Source organism: Knoellia terrae, from assembly GCF_048606435.1.
In the GTDB taxonomy this organism is placed as follows: Bacteria; Actinomycetota; Actinomycetes; order Actinomycetales; family Dermatophilaceae; genus Knoellia; species Knoellia terrae.
Genome location: NZ_JBMBWH010000013.1, coordinates 1 through 18,623, shown reverse-complemented (window position 1 = coordinate 18,623; position 18,623 = coordinate 1). Strand labels below are relative to the sequence as shown.

21 protein-coding genes and 2 pseudogenes are annotated in these 18,623 nt (G+C 67.9%); 10 read left to right on the top strand and 13 right to left on the bottom strand.

Features of this window, described 5'->3' with window-relative positions:
* Nucleotides 1-149: 149 nt before the first annotated feature.
* Nucleotides 150-1,226, top strand: coding sequence for a glycosyltransferase family 2 protein (locus ACOJV9_RS15440; protein WP_420186116.1), 1,077 nt, complete (start codon nucleotides 150-152; stop codon nucleotides 1,224-1,226).
* Here the strand turns inward: ACOJV9_RS15440 and ACOJV9_RS15435 are convergent.
* The 5 genes from ACOJV9_RS15435 to ACOJV9_RS15415 form a co-directional block, all read right to left on the bottom strand.
* A complete protein-coding gene (locus ACOJV9_RS15435) occupies nucleotides 1,221-1,853 on the bottom strand; it encodes a DUF2231 domain-containing protein (RefSeq protein WP_420186115.1) in 633 nt (210 codons plus the stop codon). The genes ACOJV9_RS15440 and ACOJV9_RS15435 overlap by 6 nt on opposite strands.
* Nucleotides 1,837-2,334 carry a hemerythrin domain-containing protein gene (locus ACOJV9_RS15430; RefSeq protein WP_420186114.1) on the bottom strand — a complete coding sequence of 166 codons (498 nt, stop codon included), beginning with the start codon at nucleotides 2,332-2,334 and terminating at the stop codon, nucleotides 1,837-1,839. The genes ACOJV9_RS15435 and ACOJV9_RS15430 overlap by 17 nt, the downstream gene beginning before the upstream one ends.
* A 157-nt stretch (nucleotides 2,335-2,491) precedes the next feature.
* A complete protein-coding gene (locus tag ACOJV9_RS15425; RefSeq protein ID WP_420186113.1) occupies nucleotides 2,492-3,118 on the bottom strand; it encodes a DUF3618 domain-containing protein in 627 nt (208 codons plus the stop codon).
* Complete coding sequence (locus tag ACOJV9_RS15420) at nucleotides 3,115-3,537, bottom strand: phage holin family protein (RefSeq protein ID WP_420186112.1); 423 nt, start codon at nucleotides 3,535-3,537, stop codon at nucleotides 3,115-3,117. Before ACOJV9_RS15420 ends, ACOJV9_RS15425 begins: the two co-directional genes overlap by 4 nt.
* A complete protein-coding gene (locus ACOJV9_RS15415) occupies nucleotides 3,534-4,268 on the bottom strand; it encodes a hypothetical protein (RefSeq protein ID WP_420186111.1) in 735 nt (244 codons plus the stop codon). The genes ACOJV9_RS15420 and ACOJV9_RS15415 overlap by 4 nt, the downstream gene beginning before the upstream one ends.
* Between ACOJV9_RS15415 and ACOJV9_RS15410 the strand changes: the two are divergent.
* A pseudogene (locus tag ACOJV9_RS15410) lies at nucleotides 4,174-4,572 on the top strand (baeRF2 domain-containing protein); the annotation flags it as partial. The gene ACOJV9_RS15415 and the pseudogene ACOJV9_RS15410 overlap by 95 nt on opposite strands.
* Nucleotides 4,573-5,077: 505 nt before the next feature.
* Here the strand turns inward: ACOJV9_RS15410 and ACOJV9_RS15405 are convergent.
* From ACOJV9_RS15405 to ACOJV9_RS15395, 3 genes and pseudogenes are all read right to left on the bottom strand, one after another.
* Nucleotides 5,078-5,575, bottom strand: coding sequence for an ANTAR domain-containing protein (locus tag ACOJV9_RS15405; protein WP_420186110.1), 498 nt, complete (start codon nucleotides 5,573-5,575; stop codon nucleotides 5,078-5,080).
* 337 nt (nucleotides 5,576-5,912) lie between these two features.
* Nucleotides 5,913-7,046 (bottom strand): spore photoproduct lyase family protein, encoded by a 1,134-nt coding sequence (locus ACOJV9_RS15400; protein ID WP_420186109.1) that lies wholly within the window; start codon nucleotides 7,044-7,046, stop codon nucleotides 5,913-5,915.
* Between the two features lie 127 nt (nucleotides 7,047-7,173).
* Nucleotides 7,174-7,317: pseudogene (locus tag ACOJV9_RS15395) on the bottom strand (IS3 family transposase); the annotation flags it as partial.
* 77 nt (nucleotides 7,318-7,394) lie between these two features.
* Between ACOJV9_RS15395 and ACOJV9_RS15390 the strand changes: the two are divergent.
* A complete protein-coding gene (locus ACOJV9_RS15390; protein ID WP_420186108.1) occupies nucleotides 7,395-7,907 on the top strand; it encodes an ANTAR domain-containing protein in 513 nt (170 codons plus the stop codon).
* A 67-nt stretch (nucleotides 7,908-7,974) separates the two neighbouring features.
* Here ACOJV9_RS15390 and ACOJV9_RS15385 read toward each other — a convergent pair whose 3' ends face one another.
* Nucleotides 7,975-8,859, bottom strand: coding sequence for a diacylglycerol/lipid kinase family protein (locus ACOJV9_RS15385; protein WP_420186107.1), 885 nt, complete (start codon nucleotides 8,857-8,859; stop codon nucleotides 7,975-7,977).
* 718 nt (nucleotides 8,860-9,577) lie between these two features.
* Between ACOJV9_RS15385 and ACOJV9_RS15380 the strand changes: the two genes are divergently transcribed.
* Complete coding sequence (locus ACOJV9_RS15380; protein ID WP_420186106.1) at nucleotides 9,578-9,859, top strand: hypothetical protein; 282 nt, start codon at nucleotides 9,578-9,580, stop codon at nucleotides 9,857-9,859.
* 128 nt (nucleotides 9,860-9,987) lie between these two features.
* Here the strand turns inward: ACOJV9_RS15380 and ACOJV9_RS15375 are convergent, their stop codons facing one another.
* Nucleotides 9,988-10,257 carry an ANTAR domain-containing protein gene (locus ACOJV9_RS15375; protein WP_420186105.1) on the bottom strand — a complete coding sequence of 90 codons (270 nt, stop codon included), beginning with the start codon at nucleotides 10,255-10,257 and terminating at the stop codon, nucleotides 9,988-9,990.
* A 1,483-nt stretch (nucleotides 10,258-11,740) separates the two neighbouring features.
* Between ACOJV9_RS15375 and ACOJV9_RS15370 the strand changes: the two genes are divergently transcribed.
* Nucleotides 11,741-11,989: a ribbon-helix-helix domain-containing protein gene (locus tag ACOJV9_RS15370; RefSeq protein WP_420186104.1), complete on the top strand. Its 249-nt coding sequence runs from the start codon at nucleotides 11,741-11,743 to the stop codon at nucleotides 11,987-11,989.
* Nucleotides 11,986-12,225 (top strand): toxin, encoded by a 240-nt coding sequence (locus ACOJV9_RS15365; protein WP_420186103.1) that lies wholly within the window; start codon nucleotides 11,986-11,988, stop codon nucleotides 12,223-12,225. Before ACOJV9_RS15370 ends, ACOJV9_RS15365 begins: the two co-directional genes overlap by 4 nt.
* Nucleotides 12,226-12,400: 175 nt before the next feature.
* On the opposite strand, the gene rarD is transcribed toward ACOJV9_RS15365, so the two are convergent.
* Complete coding sequence (gene rarD / locus ACOJV9_RS15360) at nucleotides 12,401-13,363, bottom strand: EamA family transporter RarD (protein WP_420186102.1); 963 nt, start codon at nucleotides 13,361-13,363, stop codon at nucleotides 12,401-12,403.
* A 102-nt stretch (nucleotides 13,364-13,465) separates the two neighbouring features.
* On the opposite strand from rarD, the gene ACOJV9_RS15355 reads away from it, so the two are divergent.
* Both ACOJV9_RS15355 and ACOJV9_RS15350 read left to right on the top strand, forming a co-directional pair.
* Nucleotides 13,466-14,392, top strand: a complete 927-nt coding sequence (locus ACOJV9_RS15355; protein WP_420186181.1) for a LysR family transcriptional regulator — start codon at nucleotides 13,466-13,468, stop codon at nucleotides 14,390-14,392.
* 262 nt (nucleotides 14,393-14,654) lie between these two features.
* Nucleotides 14,655-15,437, top strand: coding sequence for an alpha/beta fold hydrolase (locus ACOJV9_RS15350; protein ID WP_420186101.1), 783 nt, complete (start codon nucleotides 14,655-14,657; stop codon nucleotides 15,435-15,437).
* Between the two features lie 198 nt (nucleotides 15,438-15,635).
* Here ACOJV9_RS15350 and ACOJV9_RS15345 read toward each other — a convergent pair whose 3' ends face one another.
* Both ACOJV9_RS15345 and ACOJV9_RS15340 read right to left on the bottom strand, forming a co-directional pair.
* Nucleotides 15,636-16,013, bottom strand: a complete 378-nt coding sequence (locus ACOJV9_RS15345) for a hypothetical protein (RefSeq protein ID WP_420186100.1) — start codon at nucleotides 16,011-16,013, stop codon at nucleotides 15,636-15,638.
* Nucleotides 16,014-16,180: 167 nt separating this feature from the next.
* On the bottom strand, nucleotides 16,181-16,588 hold the full coding sequence (locus ACOJV9_RS15340; protein ID WP_420186099.1) for a hypothetical protein: 408 nt from the start codon (nucleotides 16,586-16,588) through the stop codon (nucleotides 16,181-16,183).
* Between the two features lie 186 nt (nucleotides 16,589-16,774).
* Between ACOJV9_RS15340 and ACOJV9_RS15335 the strand changes: the two genes are divergently transcribed.
* Complete coding sequence (locus ACOJV9_RS15335; RefSeq protein WP_420186098.1) at nucleotides 16,775-16,930, top strand: hypothetical protein; 156 nt, start codon at nucleotides 16,775-16,777, stop codon at nucleotides 16,928-16,930.
* Between the two features lie 326 nt (nucleotides 16,931-17,256).
* Nucleotides 17,257-18,537 carry an ATP-binding protein gene (locus ACOJV9_RS15330; protein ID WP_420186097.1) on the top strand — a complete coding sequence of 427 codons (1,281 nt, stop codon included), beginning with the start codon at nucleotides 17,257-17,259 and terminating at the stop codon, nucleotides 18,535-18,537.
* Nucleotides 18,538-18,623: the final 86 nt, after the last annotated feature.

The following is an 18,623-nucleotide window of genomic DNA, read 5'->3' as shown; positions in this document are numbered from 1 at the left end:
TGGTGTCTGTGGATCGGGTGGTGGGGTGGGTGGACATCGGACCTCCTGGAAGTGGGGAGTGACGGTCTTCCTGCTACCCACCCACCCCGTGGTGCACACCTTCCCCAGGAGACGTGTTCCGCACCAGGTCCAGCGGAGATGGCACGTGCGTGACGCCGCTCGGACGTGGGTACGGGCAGGGAACCGTCGAACAGGAGGTCAAGGACGTGCTGTCCCTGCGTGAGGTCGAGGATGCCGCTGTCGCCAGCGCAGGGGTGCTCGATGTGGAGGTGGTGGTTCCCGTCCGTTGGGACGAGGTGGAGCCGGACGTCGAGCACGACTTCACGGCATACCTCGAACGGCTGGCAATGATTGCCGACGTCACGGTCGTGGACGGATCGGACGGCCCCGCGGCCGAGGTGAGGCGCGCCCGGTGGGCGCGGTCGACACGGGTGCTGACCCCCGACGCGCGGTGGGGGAGCGGGAACGGCAAGGTCGTCGGCGCCATGACGGGGATCGCCGCAGCACGGCACGAACGCGTGGTCGTCGCCGACGACGACGTCCGCTACGACCCCGCGACGCTGGCTGCCGTCGTCGAGGCGCTCGGGACGTCCGACCTCGTGCTGCCCCAGAACCACCCGACGAGCTTCCCGTGGTGGGCCTGGTGGGAGAGCGGCCGGATGCTCGTCAACCGGGCCTTCGCACGCGACTGGCCGGGCACCTGCGCGGTGCGACGCACCACGATCCTCGGCGCCGGAGGGTGGTCGTCGGACGCGTTGTACGAGAACCTCGAGATGGCCCGGACGGTGGCGGCGGTGGGCGGCCGGGTCACCCACCGCGCCGACCTGCTCGTCCCCCGTCGGCCACCGACCTCCCGCCACTTCATGCGGCAACGCGTCCGTCAGGCCTATGAGGACCAGGCTCAGCCCCTGCGACTCGTGCTCGGTCTCTCGGTGCTGCCCACCGTCGTCCTCCTGCACCGTCGTCCGGTCGCGCTGGGGATGGTGTCAGGCCTCGTCGTGGCGGTCGCCGAGGCCGGCCGGCGTCGAGCCGACGGCGCCCGCGCCTTCCCGCCACACACCCCGCTCGCGGCGCCGCTGTGGCTGGTCGAGCGGGGGGTGTGCGCGTGGATGGGTCTGGGGCTGCGCGTCCTCGGCGGTCCGCGCTACCACGGTCGCCGGCACCCGCTGACGGCGCACTCGCGCCGGTGGCTGTCCCGGCACATGGCGGAGCGCCGCGGGTCATGACCCCGCGATGGTGCCTCCGTGCTCGTCCCGCACGAGGTCGGAGGCGTATGCCGGGTCGCGGCTGCCGATCTTGCGCGCCGTCGTCATGTGCCCACCGAGGTAGCCGGACGCTCCGGTGACGGCAGCGCCGGCCAGCGCGGCCGCGGCTCCGAGCCCGTGCCGGCGTCGACCACGGGCGACGTACGACGTGAGGTAGAGGGTCGTCGCCACGACGTTGAGGGCGCCGTGGAGGGCACCGATCCGCTGCGTCTCGCGCCCTGTGCGCGCCCACTCGGCCAGGCCGGTGAGCGCGGTCGGACCGACGGCGAGCAGGCCTGCGCCCACGAGCCGGCGGCTGGCCGCGCGGTCCTCGTCCCGACCGCGCAGGTCGAGGATCGAGGCAGCGGTCCAGCAGCCGATCGGCACGTCGGTCAGCACGGGGTGCAGGGCGTGCCCGATCAGGCCGGAGCGGAGCAGCTCGCTGCCGGACCAGCGGTCCAGCGGGCCGGCGACCCCGCCGTAGAACCGGCGCAGACCGTCCAGGGACGTGGACTGCTCCAGTCGCTGGGTCGCGGTGACGAGGACGGGCACCGTGCTCGGGCGCTGTGCCGCCGGACCGGGGGACACCGTGTCAGGAGATGACGGCATCGACGGTCTTCTTCAGGGCGCTGGGCTGCTCGGGGCGACGCGGTGCGCGCTCCTTGGCCTCGGCGAGCTCGGCACCGATGTCCCGCAGCTGCGTGCGGGACAGGCCCTCACGGACCTTCGGGAACCAGTCCTGCTCCTCCTCCTCGATGTGGTGCGTGACGTTCTCGATGAGGACGGTGGTCTTGGCCTCGAAGCGCTCGTCCTCCGGGCTCATGCCGGCCAGCTCCATGACGAGCACGTCGGCGACGTGGTGCTCCTCGTAGGACTCGAGGACGTCGTCCTCGAGGTCGGGCAGGAGCTCCCGGACCCGGGGGTACATCACCTCGTTCTCGATGTAGGTGTGCACGGTGAGCTGCTCGATGATCTGCTCGACGAGCTTGCCCTTGCGCGCGTCGGTCGTGCTCGACTTCTGGAACTCGCGGAACAGGGCGCGGACCTCCTTGTGGTCCGCCTTGAGCATCACGATGGCGTCCTGCGACATGGGTGACTCCTGGGTGGCGGGTGAGCAGCGGGCACGACTGTGCCCACCGGCATATGAAGGGATACCCGAGCCGGGACACGCTGAAACGCCCACAGCGGACGACCCCCTCCCGGAGTGCCGGGAGGGGGTCGTCGGGTGGAGCCGGCGTCGGGGGACGTCACATGGTGCTGCCGCCCTGACCCGGTGCGTTCTCCTTCGCGGTGGCCTTGACGTCCTCCGCCGCGGAGGTGCTGTCCTCCCTGACGTTCTGGACGCCCTCCTGGGCCGTGCCCTTGACGGACTCGACAGCCTGCTGGGCCGGCTCCTTGAGGTTCTCCGCGGTCTCCTTGGCCAGCGAGGACGCCTGGTCCACGAGTGGCTGGGCCTGCTCCTTGGCGGCGGAGGCGAGCTCGCGCTCCTTCTGCGAGGCGGGAAGCAACGAGCCCACGAGCCAACCGGCCGCCAGCGCGACGGCACCGGCGGCGAGCGGGTTGCCCCTCGCCTGCTGGCGCGCCATGTCGGGCGCTGAGGTGACGGCGTCGGCGGCTCCCTGCATCGTTCCGGACCCGCTGCTCGTCACCGAGCCTGCCTTGTCCTGGACGGTGCCGGCGGCGTTGGACGCGGTGCCCATCACCGTCTCCTTGAGCCGGGTGGCCCGGTCGCTGGCCCGTTGCTGGGTGCGCTTGGCCACCCCGCTCGGGCTCACGCTCTCGGCGAGGACGTCCACGTCCTGGCTGAGACGCCCGCGTGTGCGGTCGATCTCGCGCCGGATGGCATCAGGGTCGTCCTGGTTCGTCGTCGTCATGGTGTCTGGTGTCCTTTCAGTGCGTCAGGAATGTCCTTGGCCGTGTCCACGGTCTGAGGGGCGACCGGGGTGGCGCGCTTCATGCGCTTCTTGCCCTGCATGGCCAGCACGCCGGCGACCGCCGCCCACAGCAGGCCGACGATGAGCGCCGACCAGCCGAGGCTGTCCAAAAGGTCTCCCAGCGCCCACCACAGGGCCAGCGAGAGGAAGATCAGGGCGAGGTGCCCTGCCACGCCCGCGCCCGCGAACATGCCGCCGGCAGCCTTGGCGTGGTCGCTGGTCTGCTTGAGCTCGGCCTTGGCGAGGGCGACCTCCTGGCGCAACAGCGTCGAGAGGTCGTTGGTGATCTCGCCCAACAGCTCGCCCACCGAGCGCAGGGATGCGTCGGGCAGATCCGGGCGGGTGTGGTGCTCGGTCATCGTCGGCCCCCGCCGAGCTCATCGCCCGCCGTGAGCCGTCCTTCGGTGTCGATCGGGGACGGGGTCCCGTCGGGCTCGAGCGGCTGGGTCGTGCGGTGCAGGCCGGGGAGGTCACCGGTCGCGGGGGTCGGCGCCGTGCCCTCGGTGAACATCGGGGCGGTCCCGCCGGCAGCCACCGGGGTGGTTCCCACCGTTTGGGAGTACTGGCCGTACTGGTCGTACTGGCCGGACTGGCCCGACGTCTCGCCGGAGCTGTCCCTGGCCTCGTCCACGAGGCCGCGGCTCAGGCGACCGGCGACGACACCGACGCCGGCGGCGAGCGCGAGGAAGGCCATCGGGCGCCGCCGAGCGAACCCGCGCGCTTCCTCGAGGAGGCTGCTGGGGTCACGCTGGTCGAGCCAGCTGGCGGCGTCCCCGGCCCGTCGGGCCACGTCCTCGACGATCCCTTGGGCCATGCCGCCGCCGTCGGCACCCTGGGCCATCGACTGCAGCTGGTCGGACAGTTCGCGCAGGGAGCTCGCTGCCTTCGTCTGCTGCGCCGACGCCTGGTCGGTCACGTCGTTACGAGCCTGGCTGAACAGCTGGCGAGCCTGGTCCTTGGCCTCGCGGGTGGTTTTCTTGGCTTCCTCACCCGCTGTGGAGGCCACGTTCTGGGCTGCCTGCTTCGTGTCCTGGCCCACTGTCTGGGCGCGGTCCGCGGGGCTCTGCGGAGCGGTCGTCTGGTTGTCCATCTGCCCCTCCTCTCTGTGCCGTCGACCATCGACGGCTGTCTGGGGCACTACCCGAGGGCGGTCAGCGACAAACGTGCGGACCGGCGACGGGCGCACGTGCGGGGTCGACGGCAACGGGCCGGGACGACAAGGCGTGGGCCACTTGTGGGACCAGGCCGCCGAGCTCGTCGCGACCCGGCTCGTGCGGCTGCCGATCGGTGGTCACGCCGACGGTGTTTCCCAGGAGGCGGAGGATCAGGCGGTCACCGAGGCGTTGTACGAGTGGCGCGCACGGCGGCGTGAGGAGGTGTTGGACGCCTTCCGGGCCGAGCGGGCAAGCAGCGTCGGGTGGCGGAGGGGCTCGGCCCCGTGGTGGCCGCGCTGCGGCGCGGGCATATGGACACCGTCCTCCTGCATGACGACCCGACGTCAACCGCCCGTCTGTGGCTCGGCGGCGAACCCGTCACCCTGGGGGAGCGGGCGGAGGACGTGCGTGCCGAGGCAGGGGACGGCGGCGGGCCGGTTAGGGAACCGGTACAACTGCGCGCCGACCTCGAGCTGGCCTGGGCGGTCGTGGGTACCGGGGCTGACTCGTTGCTGCTGGACGAGGCCATTCTCGACCTCGCCGACGGGATCGGTGCGTCCTGCGCTGGAGCGACGACGACACGCCGCACCAGCCGGAGGGGGAGCCGGGCAGCACCACCTGCCCCCGGGCCCCGGTCAGCCGATGACAGCAGACGGGCCGCCAGCCGCAGGTCCTCCACGCGACCCTCGAGACCCGAAACATCTCGTGGTTTGCTCGTTGTGCGCGTGCGTCGTGCGCGCCCCGGTCAGCGGGGCGGCGTGCCTGCGACACTGCCCGTCAGGACGACCTCTTCGGCTACGAGCCGGAGCTTTCGGTTGCTGTCCATGCTGGCCTTCTTCAGGACCTCGAAGGCTACGACCTCGCTGACGTGGCAGACGGTCATGACGACCCCGATGGCGGCACCGATGGTGCGCGCGGTCTGCAGTGCGACCTCAAGGTTCGCCGCCTGCGCACTGCTGATCAGCCCTTCCGCCTGCAGTTCGCCGATGAGCTCATCGTGGACGTCGAGCCGCCCCTCCACGTCTGTGAGCCTGCGACGGTCATCTCGGGCGCGCACGTTTCCCTCGTCCATACGGACGTCGACCTCGTCGACTCGGTGGGCGCTGTTATCAGCCCGCAATTCGGCCTTGTCGGCACGAGCCTCACTCGCATTGGCTCGCGCTTCTTCCGCGTCCAAGCGTGATCGAAGATCGTCGATTTGCCCCTGTATATCTGGGTCCCCGTCTGGATGGTCAACGTTCATTGGCCAACCCTAGGGTTTCGCAGCGAGCACAGGCGGCTGAGCGTCCGGGGCCATGTCTGGCAGGCATCCACGCGCGTCCTGATGCGATCGGCACGCGAGGGGCCGCTCACAGGGTCGAACATTGAGCGCTGGTTGGCGCGATCGGTCTCGCGCCCACGCAGCCGTAAAGCGCGGCCTCCGCCTCCCCCCCTCTCGATTGCAGGCGGGGGTCGCCGTAAGCGGGTTGCGCCGTAAGGATGTGGGTATTTGTCCGACTGTCTAGCCCATTGGGACCCGGCCCCGCCCTCATCCAGCCCCGGGAGGGCGGCGCCACATATTGCCGAACCGCGAGCGAGCTTCAGAAGGCGTACCGAATTCGGCACTCAGGAAGCTTGGCAGCGATCAGGTCGTTGAGCTGTGCCACCCACCGGCCCTTCCAATGGCTTCGGTAACGGACGTTCCACTGCCCGCTCTGGCTCTGCTTCGCCTGCTGCAGGTCAGGCCGCCACAGCAGATCTTCCCCTTGGGGATGCCATCCAAGGTTCACCTCGTGCAGGTCCGCGTTGTGGGTGAGAAAGATGATTTCGGCAGCCAGCTGTGCTTTGGTCTTCGCGCTCGTCCCGTCAGCCAGTTGGTCGAGGAGGCCGGCCCAGTCCTCCAGCCAGCCCTCGTGCACAATCACCGGACTGAAGTTCACGTGTACCTCGTAGCCCGCCTCGACGAAGTCGTCGATGGCGGCGATCCTCTCGGCGATCCTGGAGGTGCGGACGTCGACGACCTTCGACGTCGCCTCGGGCATGAGGCTGAACCGCACGCGTGTGCCGGCCCGCGGGTCGAAATCGAGGAGCTGACGATTGACGAGCTTCGTGGCGAAGGTCGCCTTGGCGTTCGGAACCCGGCCAAAGAGGTCAATCAGGTCTCGCACGTTGTCCGAGATGAGCGCGTCGGCGGAGCAGTCGCTGTTCTCACCGATGTCGTACACCCAGTCCGTCGGATCGCACTGGTTGGGTTCTGTCTTGACGCCTTGGCGACCCGCGTGACGCTCCAGGTACCCCAGGATGCGGTCGATGTTCGCGAACACGGTCACCGGGTTGGCGAAGCCCTTGCGACGCGGTACGTAGCAGTAGGAGCAGGACATGGCGCAGCCGTTCGCGGTCGAGGGCGCGATCCAGTCGCTGGACCGCCCGTTGGGGCGTGCGCTGAGGGACTTCTTCTCCCCGAGCACCAGCACCTCACGCTTCAGCCGGACCCAGTCGTCGACGTTCCCCTGGTTGCCGTAGAGCCCAGGGATCGCCGCGTGGGACGGTACGACCATCCGCTCAGCGTCAGGGTAAAGATCGAAGACTTCACGCGCCCGCTCGAAACGGTCGATGTCCGGCTCGTGGTAGATAGTTTTGATGTCAAAGAGCCGGTCGGCGAGCTGTGCGGAGACCCGCCCCGAGGGCGCAGCGGTCGTGGGCGTGGGCGCGCCGATGAGGGGCTGAGGAGTCACATCGTCACAACGGTCAGGGGTCGCTGGGCATTCCAAAAGCAAGCAGGCAGCTGAGGGCCCCACCAACACTGAGGTTTGGCTTCCTCGGGACTGCTGACGATTTGATTGACACGTCGGGTGTGGTGGTTCAGGCCGCTTTCGCGGGCCAGTAGATGGTCTCAAACTCGATCGGTGTCGTCTTGCCGAGGGCACGCTGACGTCGTCGACGGTGGTAGGTCTTCTCGATCCAGGTGACGATCGCCAGTCGGAGTTCGTCACGGGCGGTCCAGCGTCCCGCCCCGCGCCGACCAATACGAAAAAAATGACGACCAAGCCCGCTGGCAATTCTTCGTACCTTAGGTTGTGGCGATGGGTGCGGATCGGCCGAACGGCAACGCCGGGGTACAGGGACAGATTGACGACCTACGTTCGCGCGTGGAGGAGTCGGAGCAGCGGGCTGATGTGAGTGAGTCCCGCGCGGACAAGGCCGAGCTGCGGGCTGACGACAGCGCCGTCCGAGCCGATGCGGCCGAAAGCCAGACGGACGCGGGTGACGGGCGTGCCGAGCAGGACCGTCGCAGGATCACAGCGGTGGAAGAGCGACTCGGCGTTCATGACGAGCTAATCGCTGAACTGCAGGCCGAAGGGCTCATCAGCAGCCAGCACGCCGTGCAGCTCGAGGCCGCTCTGCAGACCGCCCGAACGATCGGTGCCGCAGTGGGGATCGTTATGGCTCACTTCAGGGTCGGGGAAGCCGCCGCCTTCGCGCTCCTGAGGAAGGCAAGCATGGACAGAAACCAGAAGTTGCGGCTCATGGCCGAGGACGTCGTGCTGACGGGTGATGTCTCCGGGCTCCCTCACCCTCCGGAGCGCTCTGCCTAGACCCTCGACATCCACGGAGGTGGCCCAGCGACATCTCAGGACCTCCGTGGCGCGCAGGTGGGGTGGCTTAGAGAACGGTGAGGAGAGCCTTCGGCGAGATGTCCACGCGCACGGTCGAGCCCGCTGGGACGTCCATGACCTCGCCGTCGATCTGCAGGGGCAGTGGCGTCACGGTCGTGAAGGCGTAGCTGCGAACGCTGGGTTGCTTGCCCAGTCCGGTGGTGCTGGCCCTGAGGGCGGTCGCGAGGATGCGCCACTTCGCCTTGTGCCTCAGGGTGATGACCTCGAACAAGCCGTCGTCGGGCTTGCCCTGATCCACTGCCAAAGTGGCGACCTTGGCCATCTTGGCGATGTTGGCGAAGACGAGGCTGTCGAAGCGTTGCCGGGTGCCGTCCTCGAGCTCGATCTCGAACGGCCGGAACCTGGCGAAGGACCGCACGACGGTGACCATCTCCCGCAACGAGCCCTTGTCCCCCTTCTCCAGCTCGATCGCGACCACCGGTGTCAGCCCGAGGCCGATGTAGGAGTGGGCGTAGCGCACCATGTCGCCTGCTGCACCCCCCGCGGTGAACCGCAGCAGGTCGATACGGCTGACTCCTCCCTCGGCGATGGCCTCCGCGAGCGGACGCTCCTTGGTCGTGCGCCGATGGTCGTTGGCGTTCCCAGCAGCCAGCACAGCCGTGCCAGCGCGGTCGTTGCCCGCTTCCATGACACCGTTGACGACCTCGTTGTACCCCCCGTCGCCGCTCACGGACACCACCAGCGGCCCACCGACCTCCGCGGCCGCGCGCGCCAGCTCCGTGGCATGGCCGGCGTGCTCGGTGGGGACCAGCTCCACGGGCAGGGACGGGACGCGCTCGGCCAGGTCCCGCTGGAGGCCCTCAGCAAGCTCCCTCGCGTCACCGGTGCTCTGAGGATTGAAGATCAGGACAACACGGTCGAAGGAGGACACACCGCCACACTAAACGCATCCTCGAGAGTCACGGACTCCAGCGGGCTGTCGCGTGCGCCCGCCACGATGGCGTCGAGGCCCTGACTTCGCCTTACTCTGCGCGGTGCGCACCGGCAAGGCAAGGGCGTCGACCTGGTCGGCATGCTGGCGAAGTTCCTTCAGTTGGGCTGCGTCGACCACCGCTGGGTTTCGGTTCATTCCGGGCAGGTTCGGTACGTGCGCGCGGAGCATGCAAGCGGCTCGTGTGGGTTCTCGTGCCGCCTGACTCGGCCACGGCCATGCAGACCGGCGGTCGACCAAGGCGGCTTCCCCGCCGGCCGTGGTGATCAAGCAAAACCAGCAGGGAGGCCTAGATCGATGAGCTCCGGGTCGAACCCAGCAACCTGTGTAGCCTCTACCCCCGCCGAGCCAATCGATGCGGCCTACCCACCACCTCGTCGGAGCCTGGTCTCGTCCTCGTCAGGCGGGACGTGCAGCCCAGCCCCCTTCGGCTTGCCGCGAGCCGCCGCGATTTGACTTACCTGAAGGAACCTTGGAAGGTTGCTGACAACGCGTAGACGCGACCGCCTTCGATGCGGTCGCCGGAGACCACCCTCCAACGAGGGCATCCCGAGAGTCCAGCAGTAGGCCGTCGCACGTTCGGTTGCACCGCAGCCATCCCACCCCAGACCTGAGGCGCCACCATGCGTCCTGAGTCCCATCCCTTGAGGATCACCACGTGACGAACACCAAGAACCACGACGTCGACACCATCACGCACCGCGACCACGGCACCGAGACCCGCCCGGCCCGCAAGACGACCGAGCTGATCGCCTACATCGCGACCGTCCTGGCCGTCCTGGTCACCGCCCTCGTCGTCAACGACGACGGTGACAACACCGCCGACCCGTTCAGCGCCGAGCAGGCCATGCGCTACATCACCTTCCTGACCATCGGCTACATCGTCGCTCGCGGCCTCGCCAAGTCCGGCACCCGCGGCAACGCCCGCGACAACAGCTGATCGAATCAGCCTGCAACAGCACGCCCCCACCTCCCCGGAGGTGGGGGCGTTCTGCGTGGGACGTCGACCCGTTAAGCGCCGGGGGGAGAGAGATCCTTGCTCCGGGCCGTCGTCGCACCAAGGAGGGGTCACTCCGTGGGCTCGACACGGCCGGGCAAGGAAGAGGAGAAGTTCACCTTCCCGGCGACGGCGCCGAGATTCACGTTGAATTCAGTACTGATCCGCCGGAGCAGCGGGAGCGCCACACCCCCAGTTATGCCCCTTGCGTCCATCACGATGCCGACAGCGGTGGCGATGTGCCGACTGGAGGCGAGCGCCTCCAACAGATCAGTCTGGTCGCGCTGGTGGCGACCTCCCTCGATGGCGAGCGCAGCAAGCGGAACCACCACAGAGGCCACGGTGATGTCCTCCTGCGTGAACGTCCGTTCTATGGTCGAGTAGAAGTGATGGCTGCGTGATCGCCGCTGTCCACCGGCAGACTCAGACTCAGCATGCTGCGGATCCCCGTCGTAGCAGTGCAGCGAGGACCAAAGATCGGCCAGCGCGGGTCGGACGCCACGTCCCCTGACAGCAGGGCAGCGGGTCCGCTCGCGGCGTCAAGGCATGGTCCGTCGGCGATCCGGTACTGGAGCGCGTCGACGTCGTGGGGGACGTCGTCTGAGGCTCCGACCCTCACAGCCGGTCGGCCGGCTCGGATCAAGGTCAGCCCGGCACGCTGCGCGTGGGGGACTGCGAGTGTCGCCATGCGGATCACGTGTCAGGGCGAACCGCCTGCGTGGAGCCGGCAAGACGTTCAACCATCCGCTTGAACTGCTTCGTCAACTCGTGAATTCGCTCGGAGTCGTCCGGTTCCAGCATCGGATTCATGCGCCCTGTCCCTTCGGGGGCTGAGCCGCTCCAGCAGCAGCAAGCTGTTCGCGTAGAAGCCGGGGCGCGGCGTCGGAGCCGCAACCCCGGGTGCGCCGCTTGAAGAAGAGGCCGCCGGACCGCCAGTCGGGCTCCTCGCCCACCCATGGAGTGAAGCGCAGCAACCCAGCCAGCCCGCCTGGGTCGGGCGACGATTCCTCATCGACCACAACTCGATGGCGTGTGCGCGACACAGCCCCTGGGCTGAGGGGCCCATGTCCGCGACCAGCGGCGCCCGCACTGGCCCTATCCGGGCGACTGGCGCGACGGAAGGCGTTCGGCAACGTCCTGTCATCGGCTGATCCGTGCATGTGCGCGATCAACCGGTGCGTAAGCGCGCGTCGATCATCTGCAGGTGGATGGCCCGTCGTTCGAAGAGGCGAGGTCAGACACAGACAGGGTGCCCTCGGCGTGATTCGAACACGCGACACCTTCTTTAGGAGATTCCTCGGGGCCTCCGAGAGGGTGGCCACGAACCGCGTTTGTGCGGGAAACCGGGTGTGCTCGATACGGTCGTGGAGGGGTTCTGGCCGGAAATGGTGCCCAAAATGTGCCCACGAAATGGCCTCGGGCACAGCTGAGCCACCGAGCCGACAGCGGAGCAGATCCGCCCGGCGGAGTGGTCGGGTCAAGGGTGGCCGCAGGCCATCACGTAGTGACGCATCGCGCCCTTGAGGCGGCCCGGAGTCGGGCGGGACAGTGGAGCGTCGGGTCGGCGGCGATGGTGAGCTGACCGCTGGAGAGGGAGGCGCACCGGACCGTGTGGTCCGGTGTCCTCTTCGTATGCCGTGAGTGGGACTCGTCGGTGCGCGCCGGGACCGGCCGCCAGGCCGCACGCCCGGCGCGGCGGCGGGCCGAAGGCCCGCCCTTGACGGAGTACAGAGAATTCTCACCGAGCGCAAAATCGGTGCGTTCCCTGCGGCAGCGATTGAGACGAGGCAGTGGCCCTCGTGCATTCTGTAATACGCTTTGATCATGGAAACGGTCAACGGTGTCCCGGTCTCGGACGAGATGATCCAAGAGTGGGCCGACGAGGCTGAGCGGGGATACGACGTCAGCCAGCTGCGCAAGCGTGGGCGCAAGCCGATGGGCGACGGCCCCGCACGCGTCGTCCCTGTCCGTGTTGACGACGCCCTGCTCACTGCGCTGGACCAGCGTGCCGAGCACGACCACGTCAGCCGGTCTGAGTTGATCCGTGCCGCCATCCGCGCCTACGTCGCGTGAAGGTCGGTCCCTCGGCCCTCAAGCATGGCATCAGCGAACTCGACATTCTCTACGCCGCCGAGAACTGGGCGTACGCCAGCCAGCCAGACGACGACATCCCGGCCAAGCAGCTCGTGCTGGGTTTCGACTCGAACGGTCGACTCCTTGAACTTGCGATCCTGACGTTCGACGGCGGCCAGCAGCTCGTCATCCACGCCATGAAGGCGCGACCCAAGTACCTGCACCTGCTCGACTAAACCCGACCGTCAGGGATGGTCAGGAGGAGCGAGTCTTCCCTGAACCCAGCGCGACGGCTCACGCCATCTGCGGCATGAGCGGACGTCGGGCGGGCTCGTCCCACGCCTTGCGGCACCGCATCCAGTTCGGGCCCTGTCACTCAGCTGGGGTCTCGTCTCACCGCGGCTGGCCGAGCTAGCGACCGGCGTCGGCCAGCTGGCTGTCGCGTGTACAGGGCGGCTGTGGTGTCAACGGTGAGGATCTGGACGCCCGCCGGGCCCGGACTGCCTCGGTGCCGAGGATGATCAGTGCGGCGCAGATGGGCCCGTAGATGGCTGTGTCGCGCCCCGTCAAGGTCTCGCCGAGCATGATGACGGCGACGGCGAGAAGGAGGATGGGTTCGACGTAGCTGAGCACACCGAAGAGTGCGAACGGCAGCACTCGGCTGGCGGTCAGGTAGAGAGTGAACCCTGCAGCGCTGAGCACGCCGAGCAGGATCAACGTGCCCGCCAGTTCAGGTCGCTGCGCCAGGAGGCCGAAGGATGGGGCCAAGCAGAGAGTCAACACCGCGATTGGCAGTATCACCGTGAGCTCCAAGAGCTGGGCGGCTGCCGAGTTGAGAGTGAAGACTCGCCGGCTGACGAAGTAGGGCGGGAAACCCAGGGCGACCAGAACCGTCGACCATCCGAGGCCGCCGGCGAAGAACAGTGCTGCGGAAACCCCGGCCGCGGCCAGAAGCACCGCGACGAGCCGGGCACAAGAGAGTGCTTCGCGGAAGATGGTCACGCTCACCAACACCATCACCAGCGGCAACATGAGGTAGCCGAGTGAGAGGTCGAGGCCGTGCCCGTTCTGTGGGGCGTAGCCGAAGAGCCAGATTTGCACCCCAAGCAGCGAGGCGTTCACGGTCATGACGCCCAGCAGCCAGGGCTCGGCCCAGAGTCGCTGCAGGAGCAGTCTGACCTCGCCCCACATTCGCTTGGCGGAGAAGAGCCCGGCAAGCAGGGTGGTCATGGCCAGGATGCGGTAGCTGAAGATCTGTGTCGCGCTGAGGGGCTCGAGGTAGCCGGGCAACGCGAAGATCATTGCGAAGATGGTGGATGCGCCAACGGACGCCAGAACGCCCGCCTTGGTGCCGGTGGTTTCTATTGTCGTCATCCTTGTCCGAGCCCTTGGTGCGCTGTTGCTCGATCAAGGGTGCCGCACCCGACAGTGAAGAACCAGCGCGGAATCATGGCTCTGACTCATTAGGGTTTGTGCATGGCGATTACTGACCTGCGGCGGTTGAGGGTGCTGCGCGAGCTCGCTGAGCGCGGCACCCTCGCGGCGGTCGCCGAAGCCACCGGGTACAGCCCGTCGGCGGCGTCACAGCAGCTGGCCGTGCTCGAGAAGGAAGCCGGCGTTCCACTCACGGAGCGCGCAGGCCGCGGGCTCCGCCTGACTATGGCTGGGAACCTCTTGGCCGAGCACGCCGCCATCCTCCTCGACGCCGCAGAAGTGGCCGAGACCGCCTTGGCGGAGTCCAAGCATGAGACGCAAGGGCGCCTGCGAGCCGTGGGATTGCAGTCCGCCACCCGCCGACTCCTCATCCCGGCCATGGTCGAGATGCGCGAGACCCATCCTCAGGTGAGAGTTCAGATCGCCGAGCTCGAGCTCGAGCTCGCGTTGCCCGAGCTACGCCTCGGCACAGTCGACCTCGTCATCAGCGACGAGTACGAGTCGTCCCCGCGACCGCGACCCGCAGGGCTTGAGCACGTCCCACTTCTTCGCGAGCGAACCCGATTGGTGCTGCCAGCCCGACACCCGCTTGCGCAGACAACTGCCGCGGTCGCAGTGGCGACGCTGCGAGACGAAGTCTGGACTTCGTCGAGCAGAGGGACGGGCCACCACGCGATGGTCCTCAACACGTGCCGGGCCCTGGGCGGCTTCGACCCCGACCTGCGCCACGAGTCCAACGACGCCGACATCCAGCTCGAGCTGGTCCGCGCCGCCGGAGCGGTCACCCTCTTGCCCGACCTCACCTTGCCGCACGATGACCCCGAACTGGCCATCCGCGACCTCGCTGAGACGCAGCTGACCCGCAACCTCTTCGTCGTCACCCGGCAAGGTAGGAAGTCGAGGGCATTGACCGCCTACGCAGGCGTCGTCATTTGGCAGAGCGAAAAGCAGCGGGCCGCCACGGGCTGACGCGGCATTCCACGCGCCGCCTTCTAGTGCGACAGAGTCTGACAGCACCGTCCCGCACCGGGCTGGGTTCGTCATCGGCCGACCGATCGGATAGCGGCAGTTCCGGACGTTTCGCAACCGTGAGATGGCTCGGTCCGAGGCACCAGCACTGCGCACGACGATTCGAGAGACCCCCGTCCACCGACCATCGCCACAGGGCTCCCGCAAAGGATCCGCCTGCAGTGACCGAAACTCCGGGAGCGGCGTGAATTAGCGTTACGGCGTGACCTTGAACCATGTTCGACTCGGATCCGGTAGCCCACTGTTGCTCGTGCATGGTCTGGGCGCCGGGTGGCGATCTTGGGCCCCGATCATTGATGAGCTGGCCGAGCGCCGTGAGGTTATCGCAGTCGACCTGCCGGGGTTCGGCGAGACGCCACCTTTGACCGGCGAGGTCTCCATCGCCACCCTGACCGACTCCGTCGCCGACTTTGTTCGTGAACAGGGCTTGGACGGCGTCGCCACCGTGGGCCAGTCGATGGGCGGGCGGATGGTGCTCGAGCTAGCGCGGAGGGGCGTGGGCGGCGACACGGTGGCGTTGGACCCGGGCGGCTTTTGGAGCGACCGCGAGCTCCTCGTCTTCGGCGCGACGCTGCGGCCGTCAATCGCTCTGGTTGGAGCACTGCGCGGCAGGTTGCCCGCCCTGCTGGGCAGCCGCGTGGGAAGGACCTTGCTGTTGGCGCAGTTCTCTGCGCGACCTTGGGCGCTCTCGCCTGAGACCGTGCTGCCGGACGTGAGCGGACTGGCCGACGCTCCGGCTACCGGCGCTGCGATGGACGCCCTGACCAAAGGGCCAAAGCAACAGGGCGCCCCGGCTGGCACGGTGCCAGGCAGGGTCACGATCGGTTGGGGACGTCGTGACTTGGTGACTGTGCCAAGTCAGGCAGCTCGTGCCTCGCAGCTGTTCCCCGACGCGCAGCTGCACTGGTTCGAACGCTGCGGTCATTTTCCCCAGTGGGATGCACCGCACGAAGCGACCCAGCTCATCCTGCACCGCACAAGTTAAGGCCACCTACTTGGCTCAGCCTACGAAAGCATCGGCGTTGGTCGGCGGTTGCGCGGAGCGGATCGCAGCGGCGGATCCTGCGTACCATTAGGGTCGGCCCTTGGTCGTGCGCCAGTACCAACGGCCAAATCTAGGCAGTGGCGTGACGCTGCGAGCGGCTACCGCCAAGCGCGCGATCCGCGGCAGATGAGTGCGTCGCTAGGGCTCGTACCGGAGGCCACCATCCGCGCAGAACGCGGTGCGCGCGACGTCGTCCTTGGAAAGGCACTGACCGTCGGCCAAAGCCCGGTCACCTAGCGGCTCCGGAAGCATGAGGTGAAAGGCCACTTCTGGGTTTCCTTGGCAGTCGGCAGACCCAGCTCTCCCTGGGGTGACGACGAACGTGACGATCACGCGGTCGCTCTTGACCTCGATCTCCGGCTCCTCGACCTGGCCGGTCACTCCGCTGTTGCACTCCACTCGGGTCACGAGCACCTCAAGCTCTCTCGACGTCGGACCGACCTCCTGCCCCGGCGCGAGCTTCCACGAAGCGTCTGCGGTGTCGCCCGGCAGCGCTCCACAGGCGGTGAGCAGCATCAGTCCAGCAACGGGGGTGAACGTCCCCACCCTCGACAGGTTTCCCAATGCATCACCTCCGACCTTGGTCGCTCAGTATGACGCTGCGGAATCGAGCTTGGTTCCGGTTTCGAAGCGAGCACCCCTCATCGGAACGAACTTGCCGAACGCGGCAGATGAGTGAGTCGCTAGGGCTCGTACCGGAGGCCACCATCCGCGCAGAACGCGGTGCGCGCGACGTCGTCCTTGGAAAGGCACTGACCGTCGGCCAAAGCCCGGTCGCCTAGCGGCTCCGGAAGCGTGAGGTTAAAGGCCACTTCTGGGTTGCCTTGGCAGTCGGCAGACCCAGCTCTGCCTGGGGTGACGACGAACGTGACGATCACGCGGTCGCTCTTGACCTCGACCTCCGGCTCCTCGACCTGGCCGGTCACTCCGCTGTTGCACTCCACTCGGGTCACGAGCAACTCAAGCTCTCTCGACGTCGGACCGACCTCCTGCCCCGGCGCGAGCTTCCACGAAGCGTCTGCGGTGTCGCCCGGCAGCGCCCCACAGGCGGTGAGCAGCATCAATCCAGCAACGGGGGTCAGCGTCCCCACCCTCGACAGGTTCCCCAATGCATCACCTCCGACCCTGGACGCTCAGTATGACGCTGCGGAATCGAGCCTGGTTCCGGTTTCGAAGCGAGCACCCTTCACTACGCGCACCGGCAAGACCGGGCGCGCAGATCGCTGCAGACGCGTGAAAGTCCAACGCCAACCTCCGAGATGGCCGAGGATGTGAACGTGCTGAAGATCTTGCTCGGCGCTGGACTGGTCCTGATCGTTCTTGGTGCGGCGCTCATTCCGCTGCCGGGCCCCGGGATCGCCGTCCTCGCAGGTGGCGTCATCCTTGCCGCCAGCGCTGCGGTCTTGCTGCGGAAGGGCCCTGAACGCTCCTAGCGCGGCATGAGCGGGAGGAAGCCCTGGGGCTACTCGAGCCAGATGTCGACGGTGCGAGAGGTGCGCTCGGCCCCAGTGGTCGTCACATGACCAAACGTGATGAGGCGCTGCTTGCTCCTCTTCCTCGTCATCCTCATCATCGTCACCTTCGTCTTCCTCCTCACGTTCTTCCGCAACGCGGACAGCGTTACCGCGGCGCGGACCGCTCATGTGGCAAGACGGTATGGTCCAAGGTGGCAGTACGGTAGCGTAAGTACTGGCATAAAAGTCGCGCAAACTGTGGCAGAACGGTAGCGTTGCTGGACCGGCAGAAATAGGATGGACACATGGACCACGACTTCCGTACGGGGTACGTCCAGCGGGTGGTCGACGGCCAGCTTGACGACCTGATGCCGCATCTACCCGCGCTGCTGCTTGACGGGCCCAAGGCGGTCGGCAAGACCCGCACTGCCGAGCACCGCGCCCGCACTGTCTGGCCGCTGCACCGGCCACCTGTGGCGCAGGTCGTCTCCGCTGACCCGCGCGCCGCCATCCGTGCCGAGCCCCCGGTGCTCTTTGACGAGTACCAAAGAGTCGAGCACCTGTGGGACGAGGTCAAGGACTTCGTGGACCGTGACCACACCCCGGGCCGGATCCTGCTAACTGGGTCCGCGCCGCCGCCGGGGGCGCACTCCGGGGCAGGGCGCATCGCTTCCCTGCGGATGCGTCCACTGACCCTTCCCGAGCGCGGTGCGAGCGTGGCGACAGTGAGCCTGGCCGAACTGTTCCGCCGCGGTGCCACGGTCGCCGGGTCGTGCCCGCTGCGCCTGGAGGACTACACCGACCTGATCCTTGGCTCCGGCTTCCCCGGGCTACAGCACCTGTCCGGGACCGCGCTGACCACCCAGCTCAACGGCTACCTGGACCGCATCGTCGACCGGGACATGCCCGATGCCGGGCTGAGGGTGCGTCGACCCGCAACACTCAGGGCGTGGCTGCGGGCGTACGCGGCTGCGGTGTCGACGACGACGTCGTGGGAGAAGATCCGCGACGCCGCCTCGCCCAACCACGCGGAGAAGCCGGCGAAGACGACGACGCTGCCGTACATCGACACCCTCACCGAGCTTCGCATCCTGGACGAGCTGCCGGCGTGGACCCCCAGTCGCAACCACCTGAACAGGCTCACGGAGGCGCCCAAGCACCACCTGGCCGACCCGGCCCTGGCCGCCCGTCTCACCGGCGCCACGCGCGCCAGCCTGCTCACTGGTGCCGAGAACGCATTCACCCCGCACGACGGAACCTACCTGGGCCAACTGTTCGAGTCGCTAGCCACGCTGAGCGTGCGCGTGTTTGGCGCCGCAGCCCGCGCGGACGTGTCCCACCTGCGCCTGGGCAGCGGCCGCCGCGAGGTCGACCTCATCGCTGAGCGCGACGAGGACCGCGCGGTGGTGGCCTTCGAGGTCAAGCTTGCCGCGAGCGTGACCGACGCCGACGTCAAGCACCTGGTGTGGCTGCGCCAAGAGCTCGGGGACCAGCTGGCCGACGCTGTCGTCCTCACCACCGGTGAGCACGCCTACCGGCGCCCCGACGGGGTGGCTGTCATCCCCTTGGGGCTCCTGGGCCCCTAGCCAACTGCAGTTCGCGCTCATCGGCATTATGTGGGTGATCGGTGTCAAGAGGCCTCGGTGCTGTCGAGGCCAGTGATGAGGTTGTC

Excerpts from the sequence above, each read along its gene's own strand:
- ACOJV9_RS15435 (WP_420186115.1), bottom strand. The coding sequence starts at position 1,853 with ATGCCGTCATCTCCTGACACGGTGTCCCCCGGTCCGGCGGCACAGCGC.
- ACOJV9_RS15430 (WP_420186114.1), bottom strand. The coding sequence starts at position 2,334 with ATGTCGCAGGACGCCATCGTGATGCTCAAGGCGGACCACAAGGAGGTC.
- ACOJV9_RS15425 (WP_420186113.1), bottom strand. The coding sequence starts at position 3,118 with ATGACGACGACGAACCAGGACGACCCTGATGCCATCCGGCGCGAGATC.
- ACOJV9_RS15420 (WP_420186112.1), bottom strand. The coding sequence starts at position 3,537 with ATGACCGAGCACCACACCCGCCCGGATCTGCCCGACGCATCCCTGCGC.
- ACOJV9_RS15415 (WP_420186111.1), bottom strand. The coding sequence starts at position 4,268 with ATGGACAACCAGACGACCGCTCCGCAGAGCCCCGCGGACCGCGCCCAG.
- ACOJV9_RS15405 (WP_420186110.1), bottom strand. The coding sequence starts at position 5,575 with ATGAACGTTGACCATCCAGACGGGGACCCAGATATACAGGGGCAAATC.
- ACOJV9_RS15390 (WP_420186108.1), top strand. The coding sequence starts at position 7,395 with ATGGGTGCGGATCGGCCGAACGGCAACGCCGGGGTACAGGGACAGATT.
- ACOJV9_RS15370 (WP_420186104.1), top strand. The coding sequence starts at position 11,741 with ATGGAAACGGTCAACGGTGTCCCGGTCTCGGACGAGATGATCCAAGAG.
- rarD (WP_420186102.1), bottom strand. The coding sequence starts at position 13,363 with ATGACGACAATAGAAACCACCGGCACCAAGGCGGGCGTTCTGGCGTCC.
- ACOJV9_RS15355 (WP_420186181.1), top strand. The coding sequence starts at position 13,466 with ATGGCGATTACTGACCTGCGGCGGTTGAGGGTGCTGCGCGAGCTCGCT.
- ACOJV9_RS15345 (WP_420186100.1), bottom strand. The coding sequence starts at position 16,013 with ATGCTGCTCACCGCCTGTGGAGCGCTGCCGGGCGACACCGCAGACGCT.
- ACOJV9_RS15330 (WP_420186097.1), top strand. The coding sequence starts at position 17,257 with ATGGACCACGACTTCCGTACGGGGTACGTCCAGCGGGTGGTCGACGGC.